The organism is Nocardia paucivorans NBRC 100373 (assembly GCF_000308675.1).
GTDB lineage: Bacteria > Actinomycetota > Actinomycetes > Mycobacteriales > Mycobacteriaceae > Nocardia > Nocardia paucivorans.
Genome location: NZ_BAGE01000048.1, coordinates 22,909 through 38,229, shown reverse-complemented (window position 1 = coordinate 38,229; position 15,321 = coordinate 22,909). Strand labels below are relative to the sequence as shown.

At 68.0% G+C, this 15,321-nt stretch carries 12 protein-coding genes; 4 read left to right on the top strand and 8 right to left on the bottom strand.

Annotated features, from left to right (window positions below; genetic code table 11):
* Nucleotide 1: 1 nt before the first annotated feature.
* Together xseA and ON32_RS17360 are read right to left on the bottom strand one after the other, a co-directional pair.
* Nucleotides 2-1,222, bottom strand: coding sequence for an exodeoxyribonuclease VII large subunit (gene xseA, locus ON32_RS17365; RefSeq protein ID WP_245551124.1), 1,221 nt, complete (start codon nucleotides 1,220-1,222; stop codon nucleotides 2-4).
* Between the two features lie 104 nt (nucleotides 1,223-1,326).
* Complete coding sequence (locus tag ON32_RS17360) at nucleotides 1,327-2,052, bottom strand: lipid droplet-associated protein (RefSeq protein ID WP_040792016.1); 726 nt, start codon at nucleotides 2,050-2,052, stop codon at nucleotides 1,327-1,329.
* Nucleotides 2,053-2,138: 86 nt separating this feature from the next.
* Here ON32_RS17360 and ON32_RS17355 point away from each other — a divergent pair, with 86 nt between their 5' ends.
* Nucleotides 2,139-3,146 (top strand): 4-hydroxy-3-methylbut-2-enyl diphosphate reductase, encoded by a 1,008-nt coding sequence (locus ON32_RS17355; protein ID WP_040792015.1) that lies wholly within the window; start codon nucleotides 2,139-2,141, stop codon nucleotides 3,144-3,146.
* Nucleotides 3,147-3,227: 81 nt separating this feature from the next.
* On the opposite strand, the gene ON32_RS17350 is transcribed toward ON32_RS17355, so the two are convergent.
* Nucleotides 3,228-4,064 (bottom strand): DUF6542 domain-containing protein, encoded by an 837-nt coding sequence (locus ON32_RS17350; protein WP_217998073.1) that lies wholly within the window; start codon nucleotides 4,062-4,064, stop codon nucleotides 3,228-3,230.
* A gap of 198 nt (nucleotides 4,065-4,262) precedes the next feature.
* On the opposite strand from ON32_RS17350, the gene ON32_RS17345 reads away from it, so the two are divergent.
* Together ON32_RS17345 and ON32_RS17340 are read left to right on the top strand one after the other, a co-directional pair.
* Nucleotides 4,263-5,468, top strand: a complete 1,206-nt coding sequence (locus tag ON32_RS17345; protein WP_040792014.1) for an exonuclease SbcCD subunit D — start codon at nucleotides 4,263-4,265, stop codon at nucleotides 5,466-5,468.
* Nucleotides 5,465-8,572: an AAA family ATPase gene (locus ON32_RS17340; RefSeq protein WP_040792013.1), complete on the top strand. Its 3,108-nt coding sequence runs from the start codon at nucleotides 5,465-5,467 to the stop codon at nucleotides 8,570-8,572. Before ON32_RS17345 ends, ON32_RS17340 begins: the two co-directional genes overlap by 4 nt.
* 143 nt (nucleotides 8,573-8,715) lie before the next feature.
* Here the strand turns inward: ON32_RS17340 and ON32_RS17335 are convergent, their stop codons facing one another.
* The 5 genes from ON32_RS17335 to ON32_RS17315 form a co-directional block, all read right to left on the bottom strand.
* Nucleotides 8,716-9,492: an RCC1 domain-containing protein gene (locus tag ON32_RS17335; RefSeq protein ID WP_245551118.1), complete on the bottom strand. Its 777-nt coding sequence runs from the start codon at nucleotides 9,490-9,492 to the stop codon at nucleotides 8,716-8,718.
* 457 nt (nucleotides 9,493-9,949) lie between these two features.
* Entirely contained in the window at nucleotides 9,950-10,492 is a 543-nt protein-coding gene (locus tag ON32_RS17330) for a methylated-DNA--[protein]-cysteine S-methyltransferase (protein WP_051133369.1), read from the bottom strand.
* Nucleotides 10,492-11,976 (bottom strand): Ada metal-binding domain-containing protein, encoded by a 1,485-nt coding sequence (locus tag ON32_RS17325; RefSeq protein ID WP_040792012.1) that lies wholly within the window; start codon nucleotides 11,974-11,976, stop codon nucleotides 10,492-10,494. The genes ON32_RS17330 and ON32_RS17325 overlap by 1 nt, the downstream gene beginning before the upstream one ends.
* 73 nt (nucleotides 11,977-12,049) lie before the next feature.
* A complete protein-coding gene (locus tag ON32_RS17320; protein WP_040792011.1) occupies nucleotides 12,050-12,241 on the bottom strand; it encodes a YbdD/YjiX family protein in 192 nt (63 codons plus the stop codon).
* A 70-nt stretch (nucleotides 12,242-12,311) separates the two neighbouring features.
* Complete coding sequence (locus tag ON32_RS17315; RefSeq protein WP_040792010.1) at nucleotides 12,312-14,576, bottom strand: carbon starvation CstA family protein; 2,265 nt, start codon at nucleotides 14,574-14,576, stop codon at nucleotides 12,312-12,314.
* Nucleotides 14,577-14,951: 375 nt separating this feature from the next.
* Here ON32_RS17315 and ON32_RS17310 point away from each other — a divergent pair, with 375 nt between their 5' ends.
* Nucleotides 14,952-15,284: a hypothetical protein gene (locus tag ON32_RS17310; RefSeq protein ID WP_157224222.1), complete on the top strand. Its 333-nt coding sequence runs from the start codon at nucleotides 14,952-14,954 to the stop codon at nucleotides 15,282-15,284.
* Nucleotides 15,285-15,321 lie beyond the last annotated feature (37 nt).

The window sequence follows — 15,321 nt, the reverse complement described above, 5'->3', positions numbered from 1 at the left end:
GTCAGGTCCTCTCGGTGTCGGTGGTGCCGCCGAGTCGGGTGGTACCGAGGGCGGCGGCGGTGATCGCGCCGTCGCCGACGCGGATACGCAACCGACTACCGGCGGGCGCGTCGTCGATACCGCGCACGATATGCCGTTCGCTTCCATGGACTCGCTGAACCACGGCGTAACCGCGGGCCAGCGTGGCGGCCGGGCCGACGGCGGTCAGCCGACTGTGCAGGTGGGTGATGGTTGTCGATTCGGCGGTGAGCAGGTGTTCGGCGCAGCGGCGGGCGGCCGCGCGCAGGCGTTCGATCTCGTCGCCGCGGTGTTCGAGCTCACGCAGCGGATCGGCCAGAACCGGACGGGAGCGCAATTGGCTCAGCAGCCGGGCCTCCCGGTCGACCCAGCCGCGCAGGGCGGCGGCCGCGCGGCCGCGGAGTTCGCGAATCAGGGCGAGCTCGGCGGCGGCATCGGGGACCAGGCGTTTGGCGGCATCGGTGGGGGTGGCCGCGCGGAGATCGGCGACCAGATCGCTGATCGGATTGTCCGGTTCGTGCCCGATGGCGCTCACGATCGGAGTGCGGGTCGCCGCGATGGCCCGACACAGTTCCTCGTCGGAGAAGGGCAGCAGATCCTCGACGCTACCGCCCCCGCGGGCCAGCACGATGACGTCGACTTCCGGGTCGCGATCCAGTTCCGTCAGGGCCGCCAGCAACTGCGGTACGGCGCCGGCCCCCTGCACGGCGGTGTTGCGGATCCGGAACCGCACGGCCGGCCAGCGGGAACGCGCCACGGTGAGCACATCGCGTTCGGCGGCACTGGCCCGACCGGTGATGAGACCGATGGTGCCGGGCAGAAAGGGAATGGGGCGTTTACGTTGCGGATCGAACAGCCCTTCTTCGGCCAGCAGCGTCTTCAGCCGTTCGATCCGGGCCAGCAGTTCACCGATACCGACCGGGCGGATCTCGGTGATCCGCAACGACAGGGTGCCGCGTCCGGTGAAGAAGGACAGTTTGCCGTAGACCACCACCCGGCTGCCTTCCTGCAGCGGGGCGGGGGAATCGCGCAGCAGCGCCGGATCGCAGGTCACCGACAGCGACATATCGGCGGACGGATCACGCAGCACCAGGAATGCGGTCCGGGTGCCCGGACGCAGGTTCATCTGCGTGATCTGTCCCTCGACCCAGATACTGCCGAGCCGGTCGATCCACTGGGCGACCTTGACCGCCACCGAGCGCACCGGCCACGGATGGTCGGAGGAGTTGGCCGGGGCGGTGGCACGTTGAGGTGGTCGGCCGGCTCCGCTCCGGTCGACCGGTGTGCGTGCCGACGCGGGATTGTCGGTCACCGGGCTCGTACGGTGGCGATGCGGTTGGTGAGCATGGTCACGAAGGCGGCGCGGGCACGGGTCTGCTCCTCGTATTCGAGCAGGGCGGTCAGATCGTCGAGGGTCAGGGTACGCAGCCGCCCGCGCAATTGGGCCAGGGACATGTTCGGGTAGTCGAAGCGGGCGGCGACCTCCGGCAGTCGCGGCTCGGATTCCGTCGAAGCCGCGTCCACGGTGTTGTCGTGCCGGTCGGTTGCCGGTGGGGCGGATGCCTCGGCTTCGGTGGCGAGGTTGTCGGTGGGGGTCTCGTCGTCCTCGGCGACCGCGGTCGTGGTCTCGCCGGAATTGCCGCTGGTCTGGTTCTGTAGGGCGCGTAGTCCGGCGAGTGTCTCGGCCAGGGCGAGTTCGACCTCGTCGGGATCGGACACGAAACGGTCGAAACCACTGTCCCGGGTGGTCGAATTATCGGAATCGGTCGAATTACCGGAATCGGATGACAGATCTTCGTCGAAGGTGGCCCATTCGGGCTGTTCGACGGGTCGATTGGTGAATCGGTCGAAAACCGCATCGCCCTTGATCGCCAAACTGGTGACGAACTGCTGCAGGTGCATACCGGTCTGCAGTAGTTGGCTGATGGCGGTCACCGGGAAATGCGCCGCTGCCGACGGTAGTCGTCGGGTTTCCTCCAGAACATAAACGGCGGCGCCGGCGGCGACCCGGGCCAGAAACGGTGGTCGAAACATGTTCCTAAGCCTGCCCGATCGGGTGTCCGGTGCAAAAGAGGTTCGGCGACACGGTGATGATTCGGTGCGACACGTAAGCTGTGGGCATGTCCTCGGCTATACCGTTGAATGTCGGAATTACCCGCTCCGCGGGTACCGGAGCGGCCGTCGCCGACCGTAAACGTGTGCTGCTCGCCGAACCGCGCGGATACTGCGCGGGCGTGGACCGCGCCGTGGAAACGGTGGAGAAGGCCCTGGAGAAGCACGGTGCTCCGATCTATGTGCGGAAGGAGATCGTGCACAACCGCCATGTGGTGGAAACCCTGGCCGAACGCGGGGTGATCTTCGTCGACGAAACCGACGAGGTCCCCGAGGGGGCGGTCGTGGTGTTCTCCGCGCACGGGGTGTCGCCGGCCGTGCACGCCGCTGCGGCAGCGCGCAATCTGCACACCATCGACGCCACCTGTCCCCTGGTGACCAAGGTGCACCAGGAGGCCAAGCGATTTGCCCGTGACGACTACGACATTCTGCTCATCGGCCACGAAGGCCACGAGGAGGTCGAGGGAACCGCCGGTGAGGCACCCGAGCACGTCCAGTTGGTGGATGGTCCCGACGCCGTGGACAAGGTCACCGTGCGTGACGAGAACAAGGTGATCTGGCTGTCACAGACCACCTTGAGCGTGGACGAGACCATGGAGACGGTGGCCCGGCTCCGGGAGCGTTTCCCCGCGCTGCAGGATCCGCCGAGCGACGATATCTGCTATGCCACCCAGAACCGTCAGGTCGCGGTGAAGGCCATGGCCCCGGAATGCGATCTGGTGATCGTGGTGGGTTCGCGCAACTCCTCCAATTCGAAACGATTGGTGGAGGTAGCGCTCGGCGCCGGAGCCAAGGCGTCGTATCTGGTCGATTTCGCCCGCGAGGTCGATCCGGCGTGGCTGGAAGGGGTGCAGACGGTCGGTATCACCTCCGGCGCCTCGGTCCCGGAGATCCTGGTGCGGGGCGTGCTGGACATGCTGGCCGAACACGGGTTCGACGAGGTGCAGCCGGTGACCACGGCGAACGAAACACTGGTTTTCGCCCTGCCCCGAGAATTGCGCTCGGCGCGTCGCTGAACGACTGCCTGCGCCACCCGCTCGGATCGACGCGGGTGCGGCCCCTCGGGCCGCCACCCCGTTCGGGTGGCGGCTCCGCGATCACCAGGATTCGGGGTTGCGACGGCGGTCCGAACGAACTGGTTCACGAACCCGGGCGGGTTGCGCGGCCGGTGCCGCCCGTCGCTTGGTGGACACGGCCCGCGCCGGTTCGTCCGGGCGCGGGGCAGCGGCTCCCCGAGGGGTTCGGGCACGCCCGTCACGGCCCCGCTTCGCGGTGGTGTCGCGCCCCCGCACCGCCGGCGGGGCCTCGGCGACCGGAGCGGGACGACGGCGGCCGGAGCGCCGGGATGGTTCCTCGGCCTCTTCCGAGCGGCGACCACGTCTACCTGCTTCGGGTCGCTTCGAACGGCGCTCGGCCGCGCCTCGGGTGCGTTGTGACCGCCCGTCGCCGGCATCGCGACCGCGACCCGCGCCACCGCCGCGCCTCGGCTCGTCGGCCTTCGCCGAGCGGTGCATCGCAATACGCACACCGGCGATCAACAGCACCAGCGCGGTGGCGATCATCATGGTCGGGAATCGGTTCACCAGGGGAACCGCCAGGTTGAGCAGGATGTCCTTGAGGGAATCGGAGCCGCCGGTCAGCTGCCGGTAGGCCAGCGGAACCGCCACGAACAGCAGTAGCGGCGGCAGCACCATCGTGGTGAACAACCCACGAAACCGCACGGCGCAAACGGCGGCGACACAGCCCAGCACGTACAGCGCGCTGAAGGTGATGGTGAGCTCGGCGCCACCACCGAGGGCATCTATCAGAAAACCCAGGAGGGTGAGGACAACCGCGACCCCGACGGCGGCACCGGCCGGGATGCCCGGCACCGTCGGAACGACCGAACGTTGCGGCGCGGGCACCCGGGATTGCACACGTTGGGAAGCAGCCACGTGTGAACACTATCGTCCACGGCGCGTACAGGTGAGACGGCACGGCCGGCCCGGACGGTGCCGGGCCTCATCCGGGGTGGTCGTCGTCGGAAGTGGTGAGTCTCACGTGTGGCGTCCCCCATCGGTGGGAAATCCGACGGGCCGAGTGGTAACGGTGGGGCTTGGCGTCCGGCGGTGCGGTGCCCTAAGTTCGCGGTCATGCGAATCCTGCATACGTCGGACTGGCATATCGGTCGGACCTTCCACGGGGTCGACCTGCTCGCCGACCAGGAGCGGGTTCTCGAGGCCGTCGCCGAGCTCGTGGCCACGGAATCGGTGGACCTGGTGGTATTGCCCGGCGATGTCTACGACCGGTCGATTCCCAGCGCGGACGCGATCTCGGTGTGCAACCGGGGATTCGAGGTGATCCGCGCGGCCGGGGCGCAAATCGTCGCGACATCCGGCAACCACGATTCGCCCGCCCGGCTGGGGGCCGGGGCGAGTTTCGCGGCGGCCGGCGGACTGCATCTGCGGACCACGGTCGCCGACGCCGACCGGCCGGTGCTGTTCACCGACGAGCACGGCGAGATCGCCTGTTTCGGTATCCCGTATCTGGAGCCGGAGGTGGCCCGGGTGGAACTCGATGTTCCGCAGGCCCGCTCGCATACCGAGGTGCTCGAGGCGGTGCTCGGCCGGATTCGCGTGCAGATGGAGCACCGGCCCCACGCCCGAACCATCCTGCTCGCGCATGCCTTCGTCGTCGGCGGCCAGGCCACCGGGTCGGAGCGCTCCATATCGGTCGGTGGGGTGGAGACGGTGCCGTTGGGGATGTTCACCGATATGGGTTTCGACTATGTCGCGCTCGGGCATCTGCATTCACCGCAGGTGCTCGCAGAGTCGGTGCGATATTCCGGTTCACCGCTTCCGTACTCGTTCGGGGAAAGCTCCCATCGCAAGGCGGTGTGGATCGCGGACCTGGACGCCGACGGGCTCGCCGCGGTGCGCCGATACGATCTTCCGCTGGTTCGTGGTCTGAGCCGGATCACCGGAACTTTGGACGAGTTGCTCGCCGATCCGGCGCACGAACCGGCCGAACAGCACTACGTCTCGGCCACTCTCACCGACCATGCCCGGCCGGTGGATGCCATGCGCAGACTACGGGAACGTTTTCCGCACGCGGTGCATGTGGAATGGCAACAGCCGCACGGTGATACCGAACTGCGCTACCGTGAGCGAGTGAAGGGACGCCGGGACACCGAGGTAGCCCACAGTTTCCTGACGGATGTGCGCGGAGCGCCGACCGACGCGGAGATGGCGTGGATCGAACGCGCGATCTCCGCCGCGGTCCGCGATCCCGAGGCCGCTGCCGGGGCACGCGTCGCGAAATCCGGTCCGAGCGCCGGTGTCGTGGAACAACCCGCATGAGGCTGCACCGGCTGGAGATGACCGCGTTCGGCCCGTTCGCCGAACCCACCGCCGTCGATTTCGATGTGCTCGGCGCCGACGGGTTGTTCCTCCTGCACGGGCAGACCGGTGCGGGTAAGACCACGGTGCTCGACGCGATCGCCTTCGCGCTGTACGGGCGGGTGCCCGGGGCGCGTGGCGACAAACGACTGCACTCCGACCACGCTTCACCCCAGACCCCGCCGCGGGTGATGCTCGAGGCGACTTTGGGTGGACGGCGTGTGCGATTGACCCGCAGCCCGGAATTCGAACGTCCCAAATTGCGTGGAACCGGAACCCGAATCGAACAGCCCAAGGCCACTTTGACATGGTTGGACGGGCAGGGGCGAAATCTGTCCCGTATCCCCGATATCGGGGAAGAGGTCAAACGACTGCTGGGTATGAGCGCCGACCAGTTCTTCCAGGTGGTATTGCTGCCTCAGGGTGATTTCGCGCGTTTTCTGCGGGCCGAGAACGAGGACCGCGAGAAGCTGTTGGAGAAATTGTTCGATACCGAGCGTTTCGGCGCGGCCGAACAGTGGTTGGCCGATCAGCGCCGTGCCTCCGAAACCAAACTTTCCGATCAGCTGCGCAATGTCCAGAATCTGATCACTCGGATCGGGGTGACGGCGGGTATCGGCACCACCGAAACCGTCGGCCCGTTGGAAGCCGCCGAATGGTCTCAGGAGCTACTGGCCACCGCCCGCCGTGAACTGGACGCTGCCACCGCCGAACTCGAACTCCGGCGCAAGGAATCGGCCGCCGCCGACGAACGGGCCGAAAGCGAACGCCGACTCGCCGATTTGCGTCGCCGGTTGGACGCCGCGCGGCGGCGTCTGGCCGATTACACCGCCGGCGCCGAACAGCGCGCAGCGGTCCGCGGCGAGCTCGACCGTGCCCACCGCGCCGAACCGGTGGCGGCCGCCCTCGACGAGGCGCGCGCCGCGGTGGAAACCGCCCGCCGCCGCGACGGTGACGCCGCGCGCGCCCGGGCGCGGTTGACCGATCTGCTGGCCGAGCCCGCGAGCGCTGATATCCCGGGCGGTGAACTCGTTCCGGCGGCTTCCGGGCCCGTGGCCCCGGCATCCGGTGCGCCCGAGCCCGGTTCGGACGTCGCCCTGGATCTGGCCATCCGCCGTTGGAGCACCCTGCTCGGCACGGTAACGCAGGTGCGTTCCGATGCGGCCACCGCGGCCCGATTGACCGGCGAGCTCACCGAACTACGTGATACGGACACCGCGCTCCGCGCGCGCGTGGCGGAATTGACCCGTCGCCGGGCGGAGCTGCCCGCGGCCATCGCCGCCGCGGAGGTACGGGTGCGGGAGGCGGCCGAGGCCAATGCGGCCCTGCCGGGGCTGGCGGCCGAATGCGATCGACTGCGGGTCGCCGCCTCCGCCGCCGTGGATCTGGCCGGTCGACGAACCGAACTCGACCGGGCGCGTATCGAATTGGATTCCGCGCGTGCCGCTCACCTCGACGCCAGGGAGCGCGTCCTGCGACTGCGTGAGCGCAGGCTGGCCGGTATGGCAGCCGAATTGGCCGGGCAACTTGTCGCCGGTCGACCGTGCGGGGTCTGTGGTTCGCTCGAACATCCGGCCCCGGCCCGGCCCACGGAGGACGCCGTCTCCAAGGACGCCGAGGACGCGGCCGTCGCCGAGGAGCGGGCCGCCGAGGAGACTCGCGACCGGGTGCTGGGTCGTATCGCCGATCTCGAACGCGATATCGAAGCTCTGACCGCCCGCGGTGGTGATACCGACCAGGTCGAACTGGCCGCCGCGCTGCGGGCGGCCACCGAGCGCTACGACGACGCCGATGATCTGGCCGGCCACGCGGACGAATGGAACGCCGAACTGACCCGGTTGCGGACCGACGAGAACCGGCTGCACGAGGAACTGCGCGATTGCGAGACCGAACGGGGTGCGGTCGCCACTCGGATCGCCGCGACCGAAACCCGATTGCGGGAACTGGATGAACGACTCCGTGAAGCCGCAGGGGCCGATGGCGCGATCGAACGCCGTATCGGCCGGCTGAACACCCTCGTCACCGTGGCCACCGCATGGCGGGATGCCCGCACTGCTGCCCGTACCGCCTGGGAACATGTTGCGGCGCTCGCCGAGCGAGTCGAAAAGTTGGCCGAGGCAGCGGGTTTCGCTCCAGTCGACCCGGTCGAGCGCGACGGGGAAAGTGCCGAGGTCGGTGTGGAGCGCGCACTGGCGGTCTTCCGTTCCTACGCCCCCGTGATCGCCGAGGCGACCCGCTCGAAACAGTGGTGTGTCGATACCGAGGCCGCCCTGCTCGCCGCGGAACACGAACGCGCCCATGCGGAAGCGGTATTGGCCGAGCCGGAGATCGAGGCGGCGGCGGCCACCGAACCGGCCGACCTTCCGGCGTTGGAGGCGGCCGTACGGTCGGCGCGGGCGGCCTTGGACGAGGCGGTCGCCGATCGGGCGGCGGCGGCCGAACGGGTGACCGGGCTCGAGGAATTGAGCGGTCAACTCTGGGCGGCGGTGGATCTGATAGCGCCCGCCCAACGCCGCCACGAGGAATTGGCCGGTCTGGCCGAAGTGGTCGCCGGTCGGGGTGCGAACAATCGCCGGATGTCGCTGCGTTCCTATGTGCTGGCCGCCCGACTGGAGGAGGTCGCATTGGCCGGTTCCGTTCGGTTGCGGCGGATGTCCGGCGGCCGTTACGAATTCGTGCACAGCGACAAGGCGGGGCCGCGGGGACGTCGCGGCGGTCTCGGTCTCGATATCCGCGACGACTACACCGGCGCCATCCGTCCCGCCAGAACCCTTTCCGGCGGTGAGACCTTCATGGCCTCGCTCTCCCTGGCCCTCGGTCTCGCCGATACCGTCACCGCCGAGTCCGGTGGAGTGGCCCTGGACACCCTGTTCATCGATGAGGGGTTCGGCAGTCTGGACACCGATACCCTCGACGCGGTCATGGGAGTCCTCGACGATCTGCGTGCCGGCGGTCGAGTGGTCGGCATCGTCAGTCATGTCGACGAGATGCGGCAGCGCATCCCCAGCCGTCTCCACGTGGTGCGGGGCCGTAATGGCTCCCATCTGCGCACCACCGTCGCTTGATCGCACTGATCGGGAACGTCGACCAATCGTGAGAACGGTGACCGGTTTTCGCAGGCGGTGTGGAGGCGGCGCGGCGTTTGCATGGGACAGATCGGCCTCCGGGCGGTAAAGGGTCGAGTGGTGGACGAGTTCCTCGAATCCGCTCAGCGGAGCCGGAGTCGCCACTGTGTGGTGTCGCACTGACCGTTGTCGTTGTCGCCGACAGCGACAACGACCCCGTCGCTGCGCAGTCCGAGGGTGTGTGTCGATCCGGCGGCGACGGCCACGATGTCGCGCCATGACGAGACATCGCACTGTCCATGGCTGTTGTCGCCGGCGGCGAATACTCGGCCTCGTGTGTCGACGGCGACCGTGTGATAGCTCCCCGCGGACACCGCGACCACATCACGCCGATCGGACACCTGCGTCACACCGGCAGATGTGGCTCCGGCCGCGAGCACCCGTCCGTCTTCGGTGACGGCCACGGAGTGCAGACAGCCTGCCGCGACCATACGCACATTGCGCCAGCCGGCGACTTCGCACTGCCCTCGACGGTTGATTCCCGCTGCCGTGACCGTGCCGTCTGCTCGAAGGCCGAGGGAATGCCAATCACCGGCCGCTACCGCAACGATCTCGCTCCACGTGCCGACATCGCACGCCCCCTCCTTCGCTCGGCCCGCCGCGCGCACGGTGCCATCCGCGAGGACCGCCAGCGTGCGGCGCCAGCCGGCGGCGATGTCCACGACACCCGACCAGTCTGCGACATCGCACTGACCGTTCCCGTTCCAGCCGACGGCGACGACAGTGCCGTCGGAGCGCAGGCCCACCGTGTGCGAGCGGCCGGTGTTCGAGAACGCGTGCACATTTCCCGCAGCGACGGCCACGATGTCGCGCCAGGTACCGACGCCGCACTCCGGTGCCGAGGGAATCCCCGCCGTCACTACCGAACCATCAGGGCGCACGCCGACGGAGTGACGACGACCGGCGGCGATCACCGGTCGAGCCCTTTTCGACGCCATATGCGACGTGGTCGTTTCGGTCATCGGATCGAGCCCACTCGGTGACATGCCTTGTTATCGTAACTCTGAATCTTCAGTGGAAGGTTTGACGTGAAATGACCACGAGAGAACGAGTAAACCTTCAAATCAGGATTCGATGGTCAGGTCGACCCACGGCCATTACACGTCACCTCGACCTTCGGGAACCGGCCCGCCGAGGGATGTGTCCGTGCGGTAGGTACCGCAGATCTTCCGACGGCGGTGATCGCGGCGGAGCACCGGCCGGTGCTTGTACCACTACGATGTCGATTTCGAGATACTCGCCGCGGTAGGTAATCGATCCGATCAGCGTTGGATCGTCCCGCGCGGCAGTCCGTAGGCGACCTTCGGCTGCTGTCGTTCACCCCTCGTGGTCGAGCAGGCGGCGTTTGACCGGCAGCCCCCAGCGGAACCCGCCGAGCGAGCCGTCGGTGCGCACCACCCGATGGCACGGGACGAATAGCGCGGCCGCATTGCGCGCACAGGCATTGGCGGCGGCGCGGGTGGCAGCCGGTCGCCCGGCGCGGGCGGCGAAATCGGTGTAGGTCACGGGGGAACCGGCGGGGACACCGCGCAGCACCTCCCAGGCGTGCTGCAGGAATTCACCGGAATATTGGCGCACCGGCACGGTATCGATGGCGGTGAGATCACCGCGGTGGTAGTTCACGACGGCGTCGCTCACCTCGCCGAGCGCATCCCTGGAACGCAGTTCGCCGGGTCGAAGAGTGGGGTGGATCAGGACGCGCAACTGTTCTGCGTCGGCGGTCCACCCCGAGGCCAGTACCGCACCATCGCCGGCCACCAGCACGGTGAACGGTCCCAGTGGGGTGTCGATCGTCGCGTAATCGGCCGTGCGGGTGGAGGTTCCGAGGACAGGGACGGGGGATACAGTGGGAGCGGACATTATTCGCTACTCGCTTTCGTTGTTGCGGCGACCGCCGCGGGAACTGCGCGGGCGGTGAGTTCGCACCGCCACAGCTGCATGGACAGATACGAACGCCACGGCGCCCAGCGCCGGGTGTCGGTGAGGTCGATACCGTGTCGGGCGGCGCCCTGCCGGACGACGAGATCGGTGTGCAGCAGGATGTCGGGGTCGGCCGACAGCCGCATGGTCACATAGTCGGCGGTCCACGGTCCCACTCCGTCGAGCGACAGCAGATCATGGCGTAGATCCGCGGCGGTGCGGGCCGGGTGCAGGACCAGATCCCCGGCGGCCAATGCGGTCGCGGCGGCGACGATGGCCCGGATCCGGCGCGCGGGACCGGTCAATACTTCGGCGCCGTGTTCGGCGATGGTCTCCGGCGTCGGGAACAGTCGCGGAACCGGGCCGCCGACCGTCTCGCCGAGTGCGGCGACCAGCCGAGCGGTGTGGGTGGTGGCCGCCGCCACCGAGATCTGCTGTCCGATCATGGTGCGCAACAGCAGTTCCGCGCCGTCGGCACAACCCGGCACCCGAATACCGGCCGTGAACGGCGGCCCGTCCGCGGACCCGACTCCCAGCGCATCGTCGATCCCGACCGGATCGGCGTCCAGATCGAGCAGCCGCCGCAGCCGGGCCACCGTCGGTGCCAGATCGCGCATATCGCGCAGCGACAATTCGGCCTCGACATGACCGTCGCCGATGGTGAGCCGCACCGCCGCGTATCCGTGCGGGGTGCGCAGGTTCCGGCGATAGTCGTGGTTCTCCCACGATTCCAGGCCCGGCACCGCATGCGCGGATAGAAACCACTCCAACCAGCGTCGGTCCAGGGGAGCGCGGTAGGGCAGTCGCAAGGTCAGGGTGCCGGTGCCGCTCGATGCCGGGCGGCCGTTCGCCCGGCGGGCCTCCGCGCGCATGGCGGTGGGGCTGATCGCGAATACCGCGCGGATCGTCTCGTTGAACTGCCGAATACTGGCGAATCCGGCCGCGAACGCTATCTCCGATATCGGCATATCGGTGGTCTGGATCAGCAGCCGCGCGGTGTGTGCCCGGTGGGCTCGGGCCAGGGCGAGTGGTCCGGCGCCCAGTTCGCCGGTGAGGACCCGGGTCAGGTGTCGTGCGGAATAGCCGAGCGCGGCGGCGAGCGCGGGCACACCGCCGCGCTCGATCAGCCCGTCACCGATCAGCCGCATGGCGCGCGCCGCCAGGTCCGCGCGGGTGTTCCACAGCGGTGAGCCGGGGGTGGCATCGGGCAGACACCGTCGGCAGGCCCGGTATCCGGCCTGTTGCGCGGCCGCGGCGGTGGGTAGGAACGTGACATTCGTGCGTTTCGGGGTGATCGCCGGACAGGACGGGCGACAGTAGATCCCGGTGGTACGGACAGCGGTGAAGAACTGTCCGTCGAAGCGGGAGTCCCGAGTGGATACCGCGCGATAGCAGCGTTCGAAGTCCAGTGCCGTGGTGGTCACCCGTCTACGATGTCAGCCGCCGACCGGCCGAGGCCAGCGGAAATCGGACATCGCGGCGGGGACGTCGATCGGATCAACAGCACCTGGTGGCCGGGTTGCGTTCCGCTTCGTCGTAACGTTCGCGCCAGTATTCCCGCTTGCTCGCCACCGGACTTCCCGGATGCGCCCGCCGCATATGCGCGACATACCGTTGATAGTCCTGTCCGCCGAGGACACCGTCGAACCACCACAGCACCGACCGCGCGGCGCGGCCCGATGCCGCCACGCCGTCGCGCCAGGACGACCGGCCGCCACGCGGCGCCGCCGGGTCGGTTCGCGACGCCGGGACGGATGTGTCAACCACCGTGCACCTCCGCCCGCGCCGCCCCGGGCACCGCCGCCTTGCCCTCGGCGACCAGTTCGTCCCACTGCCGCTGCACCTCCCGCTCCGCGGCGGTGGCGATGAACCCGCTCGGAGCGAAGATCTTCGACGGTTCCTCCGGCGACTCCGTGGTCTCCGAGACCCCCGACCGCCAGGACCGGTAGCAGACGATGACGCCGGCGAGCGCCACGACCAGCACCAGCACCGCGAACACGATCGACAACGTGCCCTGGATGAAGGTGTTGCGGACCACCGCGTCCACATCGTCGGGTGTTTTCGCCGTCAGACACAGTTGTCCCGCGTCGCGGGCCGCGCGGCAGATACTGTGCTGTTTCCAATACCCGACCGCCGGATCGGCGGAGAACACCTTCTGCCACGACGCGGTCATCGTCACGACGAGATCCCACACCAGGGCGACACCCGGGATCCACACCCATCGAGTGAGCCCCTTCTTCACCAGAATGGTCGACACCACGACCAACGCGATCGCCGCCAACAGCTGGTTGGCGATACCGAACAGCGGGAACAACGCGTTGATACCGCCCAGCGGGTCGGTCACCCCCATCAGCAGGATGGATCCCCAGCCCGCCACCATCAGCGCCGAGCAGATCCAGGCCCCCACCCGCCACGACGGCTCCTTGAATCGCCGCATCGGTCCCCCGAGATTGCCCAGCGAATCGGACAGCATGAACCGAGCCACTCGGGTGCCCGCGTCGATGGTGGTGAGGATGAACAGCGCCTCGAACATGATCGCGAAGTGGTACCAGAACGACTTCATGCTCGCGCCACCGAGGAACTGCCCGAACACCTCGGAGATCCCCACGGCCAGGGTCGGCGCGCCGCCGGTGCGGGAGATGATGCTCTCCTCACCGACCGATTCCGCGGCCCGGGCGAAGTCGGCGGGGGTGGCCGGTGGGCCGGACAGCCCGAGCGAGTTGGTGTAGGCGGCGGCCGTTTCCGGTGCGCCACCCGTCGCGCCCAGCGGAGCGTTCATCGCGAAGTACAGGTGCTGGTCGATGATCGACGCGGTGATGATCGCCATCACCGCCACGAACGACTCCATCAGCATGCCGCCGTATCCGATCATTCGGGTGTGCGACTCCTTCTCCAGGAGTTTCGGCGTGGTTCCCGAGGAGACCAGCGCGTGGAACCCGGAGAGCGCACCGCAGGCGATGGTGATGAACAGGAACGGGAACAGGCCGCCCGCGAACGCCGGGCCGGTGCCGGTGCCGGCGAAATCGGAGATCGCGGGCGCCTGCAATGTCGGCAGGGTGACCAGGATGCCGACGGCCAACAACCCGATGGTGCCGACCTTCATGAACGTCGACAGATAGTCGCGTGGCGCCAGCAGCAGCCACACCGGCAGCACCGACGCGATGAAGCCGTAGCCGATCAGCATCCAGGAGATGGTCACCGGGTGGAAGGTGAACCAGCCGGCCCACGTCTCGTTCTGTGATACCCAACCGCCCGCGATGATCGCCAGGATCAGCAGCGCGAACCCGATCACCGACACCTCACCGACCGCGCCCGGCCGCAGATACCGCAGGTACACGCCCATGAACAGCGCGATCGGAATGGTCATGGCTATGGAGAACACACCCCACGGGCTGTGCGCCAGCGCATTCACCACCACCAATGCCAACACCGCCAGCAGGATCACCATGATCACCAGCACCGCGACGATCGCCGCGGCCCCACCGATGGCACCCAGTTCGTCCCGCGCCATCTGCCCGAGACTGCGTCCCCGCCGCTTCATCGACACCCACAGCACCAGGTAGTCCTGCACCGCCCCGGCGAACACCACCCCGAGCACGATCCACAGCGTGCCCGGCAGATATCCCATCTGCGCCGCCAGGACCGGGCCCACCAACGGTCCCGCTCCCGCGATGGCCGCGAAGTGATGACCGAACAACACCCGCCGATCCATCGGCATGAAGTCCTTGCCGTTGTCCAGGATCTCCGCCGGTGTCGCGATATCGTCGCGCGGTTTGACCACCTTGTATTCGATGAGCCGCGCATAGAACCGGTAGGCGATGATGTAGGTGCTCACCGCGGCGATGACGATCCATACCGCGTTCACCGATTCGCCACGCGCCACGGCCAGCACCGCCCACGCGATGCCGCCGAGTATCGCGATCACGGCGAAGAGCGCCTTCTTGGCGGGGGTTATCGGGGACCGGTCGACCACCCCGACGGGCGGTAGGTCGGGATCGGTCCGCAGGTGTTCGATTGTCGCCATCGGGCTACTCCTGTGCAGCGAACAAGGTCATGCGTATACATGAACGTAACCGATGGGTAAATTCCCCCGGCGGGGATCCGGTCGCGAGCGGGTAACGACAGGGGGCCCGCGGTGATGGTGCGGCCACGGTGGTTCCGACTTCCCGTACGTGGGAGTGTGATCCGTGTTCATCATGCGAATATGCACAGTGCGGAGTTGACGATGAAACCAGGCGGACGTCGACGGTGAGCGATCAGGCCAGGAGAAAGCGGGGCGCTTCTCCTCGTCGGTCGAACCGGTCACGTGCAGGTGGTATCTCGAGCAGCGCTGTCACGAACGTCACGAGGCACGGGTGTGCGGGCCGGGCCCGCGATCAGGGAAAGCCGAGGATTCGTCATGGTGAGAAAAGTGGAGGCAGACTTCGACGGCCTGCGGGCCGTGGCCGACCTGCTCACCCGCCTACGTGACAACTTCGCGGAGATCTCCGAGGAGGCCTCGGGGATCGCCGGGGATATGACCCGGGCCTGCGGGGACGACGAGTTCGGTCATGAATTCACCGGGGGTAAGAAAGGTTTCCGCGCCCAGTGCGCATCGACCATCGCGAATGCCGACGTCATTTCCGAATCGTTCGCCCAGTACAGCCTCGGTATCGATGGTGACCAGGGGGCCGTACAGGCGTTCGAGAATTCCGAGCAGGCGTCGAGCGAGGGCCTGCGTCGAGCTGTCTGACATCGTGGTCGCGGAATACACCGGTGTGGTGTCGAGC

Coding starts and splice junctions, on each gene's coding strand:
- ON32_RS17360 (WP_040792016.1), bottom strand. CDS start 2,052: ATGTTTCGACCACCGTTTCTGGCCCGGGTCGCCGCCGGCGCCGCCGTT.
- ON32_RS17355 (WP_040792015.1), top strand. CDS start 2,139: ATGTCCTCGGCTATACCGTTGAATGTCGGAATTACCCGCTCCGCGGGT.
- ON32_RS17345 (WP_040792014.1), top strand. CDS start 4,263: ATGCGAATCCTGCATACGTCGGACTGGCATATCGGTCGGACCTTCCAC.
- ON32_RS17340 (WP_040792013.1), top strand. CDS start 5,465: ATGAGGCTGCACCGGCTGGAGATGACCGCGTTCGGCCCGTTCGCCGAA.
- ON32_RS17330 (WP_051133369.1), bottom strand. CDS start 10,492: ATGTCCGCTCCCACTGTATCCCCCGTCCCTGTCCTCGGAACCTCCACC.
- ON32_RS17315 (WP_040792010.1), bottom strand. CDS start 14,576: ATGGCGACAATCGAACACCTGCGGACCGATCCCGACCTACCGCCCGTC.
- ON32_RS17310 (WP_157224222.1), top strand. CDS start 14,952: ATGGTGAGAAAAGTGGAGGCAGACTTCGACGGCCTGCGGGCCGTGGCC.